This is a genomic window from Enterobacter sp. 148H3, from assembly GCF_034107425.1.
Taxonomy (GTDB): domain Bacteria; phylum Pseudomonadota; class Gammaproteobacteria; order Enterobacterales; family Enterobacteriaceae; genus Enterobacter; species Enterobacter vonholyi.
Window position 1 is genome coordinate 1 of the sequence record NZ_JAWNEI010000035.1, and the last position, 4,205, is coordinate 4,205.

Annotated in this window: 3 protein-coding genes and 2 pseudogenes; 4 read left to right on the forward strand and 1 reads right to left on the reverse strand. The window is 46.8% G+C overall.

Translation table 11 applies throughout. The features are described 5' to 3' along the window. Window positions 1-244: 244 nt before the first annotated feature. Entirely contained in the window at window positions 245-1,768 is a 1,524-nt protein-coding gene (locus USH94_RS22300) for a cyclic diguanylate phosphodiesterase (RefSeq protein ID WP_111966131.1), read from the reverse strand. A 680-nt stretch (window positions 1,769-2,448) separates the two neighbouring features. Between USH94_RS22300 and USH94_RS22305 the strand changes: the two genes are divergently transcribed. The 4 genes and pseudogenes from USH94_RS22305 to USH94_RS22315 all read left to right on the forward strand — a co-directional run. Then, window positions 2,449-2,859 (forward strand): ASCH domain-containing protein, encoded by a 411-nt coding sequence (locus USH94_RS22305; protein WP_111966132.1) that lies wholly within the window; start codon window positions 2,449-2,451, stop codon window positions 2,857-2,859. Window positions 2,860-2,946: 87 nt separating this feature from the next. Then, a pseudogene (locus USH94_RS22595) lies at window positions 2,947-3,097 on the forward strand (site-specific integrase); the annotation flags it as partial. Window positions 3,098-3,407: 310 nt separating this feature from the next. After that, a complete protein-coding gene (locus tag USH94_RS22310) occupies window positions 3,408-4,079 on the forward strand; it encodes an SOS response-associated peptidase (RefSeq protein ID WP_320731343.1) in 672 nt (223 codons plus the stop codon). A gap of 15 nt (window positions 4,080-4,094) precedes the next feature. Then, window positions 4,095-4,205: pseudogene (locus USH94_RS22315) on the forward strand (hypothetical protein); the annotation flags it as partial.

Consider the following 4,205-nt stretch of genomic DNA (forward strand, 5'->3'; position numbering starts at 1 on the left):
TTTTTACATACATTAACCTGACGAGTATACGACAACATTGATTAGAATCATATTAAAGCTTAGGCTACTAATGTTTCTGATCAATCATTCCTTTTAGAACATTCAAAATAATGTTGAAAACAATTAATTTGACCACCAGGTCAATAGACAACAAAATACGACTGCGGTTAAAACAATAATTGTCTGCATTGTTGGGGGATGATGCCCCCCTTTTTTAATTCCCTCAGAAACAACCGAATAAAGATTATTCAACTCTTACTTTAACTTTGGGCTTCGATAAGAGAACTTTGATCAGCTCCTTGAAAGGAAGAGGTTTGTAGAAGTAGAACCCCTGTAAAAAACGGATATGATTGCTTGTTAGGTAATCAAGTTGCTCTTCTGTTTCAACGCCTTCCGCCACGATACTTATTGACAGTTTTTTTGCCAACTCCAGTACCGAATCAAGGATTAGCGTTGAGTCCTCATTCGCGTTAACCCTGGCAACAAAGCTTTGATCGATTTTAATGTAATCGATATGCAGGTCCTGCAGATAGGATAGACCGGAATATCCCGTGCCAAAGTCATCCAGTGCAATGGCAAATCCGTTATTGTGTAACTCATTCAGTGTGTTAACGAGGTGCTCATCAATGTCGAGTGGTTCACGCTCCGTCACCTCAACGACAAGGTTAAGATCCTGTTGAGTAAAACTGCGTTTGTAGTGGAGACACTCGCCAACAAAGGTGGGCGCAACGATATGAGAAGCGCTGAAGTTAATCTCTATGTGAAACCCTTCTGGCAACAATGACGAAATAGAATTCATTTGTATTGCAACCTGCTTCATTAAGCTCTGAGTCAAAGGAATAATTAAACCAGATTTCTCGGCAAGAGGAATGAAGGACGCGGGAGAAATAAACCCTGATTGAGGATGCTTCCATCTGGCCAGCACTTCGACGCCCCGCAAGATTCCCTCTTTGCCGCTCACAACAGGTTGGTAATACGGAATAATTTCATTTCTGTAAATGGCGATGCGCAGTGACTCTTCGGGTGAGACATCCTTAGAAATATAGCGCTGAAGAATATAAGCAGAAAGAGACGATATTATCAGCAGGAATAACACCACGCCTCCGGCTCGATTGAATAATCTCTTAAGACTAAAAAGAGGTGGAGAATTAAATTGTACCGAGAAAGGAAAAGCTGAGGCCTTGACCGTTAATACCTCTTTCTTCGTATGGTCTACCGTAGTCACATCGCCTGTCAGGCCTAAAAGGGTATTGCCTACTCTTAGAGAATATTCAACGCCGTTTAATGGCATATCCAGCGCATCCCGGATATGGCTATCACTGATACTAACGATGATTCGGCTTCCGGCGTGGGTTGTCTGGTATAAGAGAACCGGAAGACCGTTGACGGTACTCCCCGAAGGAACCAGGAGCAATGATGACTCGCGCAGCACTGAGCTATTGACCAACAATACGCGGTTTCCCGGTAATGAGGAGCACCAGACCGCGTTATTTTTCAGAATAATGATCGTTCTCAGGTGAGGCTGTAATGCTGCCTCGGTACCCAGCCGATATTGCCCTTCTGCATCACACTCATTCTCGGCAAGCTGCACTGCCATCTGAGTCGCATGACGGGCTTCTTTAAGAATAACGTTCATGTTCCGTACGACGTAGCGCGCCTCTGCCAGGCTGTCAGCACGTGCAGAATACCAAACCTGTAAATTGATGATAAAAACGCCGAGCAAAAACATTGTCGTGGCTGCAGCTAAGGGAATAGATGCATGGCGCATTCAGGGTTCTCGATTTGAGTAAAGTTGCCGCTTCAGCGATCCTGGAGTGATTGAATTATCTTCGTCTTAAGCATGGTTGATAAAGAAATAAATACCATATCAGGCGTCAGAAATTTTCTCGCAAGCCAGATGGAGGGGAAACAAAAGGCCGCCGAACGGCAGCCCTGGTGGATAAGCGTTTATTAGTACCGCTTTATTGTATTGATCGGGGTTCTTTCTGACCAGTCAGGTCGCTCGCCAGCCATGATTGCACGCTGTTGCGTTGGCGTCACAGACTGCGTTATTTCTGGCATTGACTTGTATTCGGGTTGCTTAGGTGGATTGAGAACCAGTTCGGAGCTACAGCCTGACATCAGCAAAACCGCCAGTAGGTATGAATTAAGCTTGAACACGTTAAACCCTTCCAATGGGATAAAGTTTTTAGAAAAGCGTGGTGCTGGTTGCATCCCGGTGACTCGTTACTCATATACAAAGCCACGCGCGTGGCTGCAGACAGCAGATTCACCACACAGATAACCCCATAAGGTTATATTTACTCGGGCAATACACGCAACGCTTTGTTTTCGTACCCACCAGAGCAAAAAGGTGGAAGGAAAGCCGACTACGCTTCTAATATCGAGGGGGTTTATGCTAAAAACGCTACTTCGTTTCTTTTGGTCAAGTGTTAAGAAGGAGTTTGAATGGTTAAGGTAGAGGAATTAAAAACGAAGTACCCAGGCGCAGCGGCCTGGCAAATGGGTGACAGCCCGGAACTGGCAAGCAAGCTTGCGGACCTGATTAAAAAAGGAATCAAAACGGCCACCTGCGGATCCTTTGCCTCGTACTCGCAGGATGTGTCTGCACCGCGGGTGGGGAGCTACAACATAATCCTTGATGGACAAAACGTCCCGGTCTGTGTGATCAGGCTGGTTTCACAGCGGCTGGTGCGTTTTTGCGATGTTACTGAAGAATTAGCTCGCAAAGAGGGTGAAGGTGATTTAAGCCTTGAATACTGGCAGAAAGAGCATCAGCGATTTTTCGTCCGCGAAGGCCATTTTTCTGAAGATATGGAACTGATCGCAGAAGAATTTGAATTGGTTGAGGTGCTGTAAGCGGAGATTAAGTGGCCAGGATGGTACCTTCGCTGAATTCGTTCCGGTAAAACACAACGTAAGTTATCCCCGCGCTGGTCCTCATGGGAGCATCAAAATCTGCGATTTGTTTTTATGCCCAGAATGCGCAGGGGCACACAGAAAGCCTGCTACGCTTTTCGCGTATCGGCTCCGGATTTAATGAGCTGTAAAACGTGCTGGTATTCGTCGCCGGAATCCGTACCATACGCGGCATACAATGTTTGCCCCTGCTGGCTCCGAAGGTAGTACTCAATGCAAGAGAATCAAGAGATTAACAAAAAAGAGCAATACAACCTCAATAAGCTACGCTGATTTTGTCAACTCATTGATATTATTTGTTTTATCAATCTATTCAAGTAGTTATAGCATAGCAGTTTCTCCCTAAAGCGACCCACAACTACATTTTTAATGCCCTTTTTTTGCCCCTATTCCGCATTTATGCCCCTAAATTTGCCCCTAACTTTACCCAGTGCGCACATCTTTTTCTCCCAGCCCTATACTTTCAGTCTGACTGACTGGAGGTTTCTATGTGTGGACGTTTTGCACAAGCCCAAACCCGTGAAGAATATCTGGCTTACCTGGCCGATGAAGCCGATCGTGACATCGCATACGACCCGGAGCCGATTGGACGCTACAACGTTGCGCCCGGTACAAAAGTTCTGCTTCTGAGCGAACGCGACGAGCAGCTGCATCTCGATCCAGTGTTCTGGGGCTATGCGCCCGGGTGGTGGGATAAGCCGCCACTGATTAACGCGCGCGTCGAAACTGCGGCCACGAGTCGAATGTTTAAATCTTTGTGGCAGCATGGCCGGGCGATCTGCTTTGCAGATGGGTGGTTCGAATGGAAGAAGGAAGGCGACAAGAAACAGCCTTACTTCATTCATCGGGCCGACGGGCAGCCGATATTCATGGCAGCGATCGGCAGCACACCATTTGAGCGCGGAGACGAAGCGGAAGGATTTCTGATAGTGACGTCTGCAGCTGATAAAGGACTGGTCGACATTCACGATCGTCGGCCACTTGTTTTGTCACCGAAAGCTGCCAGGGAGTGGATGCGTCAGGATATGGGTGGGAAAGAAGCTGAAGAGATAGCAGCCGACGGTGTCGTGCCGGCTGACAAGTTTGTCTGGCATGCCGTGACGCGCGCCGTTGGGAATGTGAAGAACCAGGGGAAAAATATGATAAATGCAATACTATAGAATATATTTTTAGAAGGTATTAAAACAGCTTTAGACCTGTCAGAGCAGAGTACCTGGATTATCAGGAAACACTTTAACGTCGTGCTGGAGCGAACGGTTCGCGAACTTCGGGGTGAGCCATGCCTT

Coding starts and splice junctions, on each gene's coding strand:
- USH94_RS22300 (WP_111966131.1), bottom strand. CDS start 1,768: ATGCGCCATGCATCTATTCCCTTAGCTGCAGCCACGACAATGTTTTTG.
- USH94_RS22305 (WP_111966132.1), top strand. CDS start 2,449: ATGGTTAAGGTAGAGGAATTAAAAACGAAGTACCCAGGCGCAGCGGCC.
- USH94_RS22310 (WP_320731343.1), top strand. CDS start 3,408: ATGTGTGGACGTTTTGCACAAGCCCAAACCCGTGAAGAATATCTGGCT.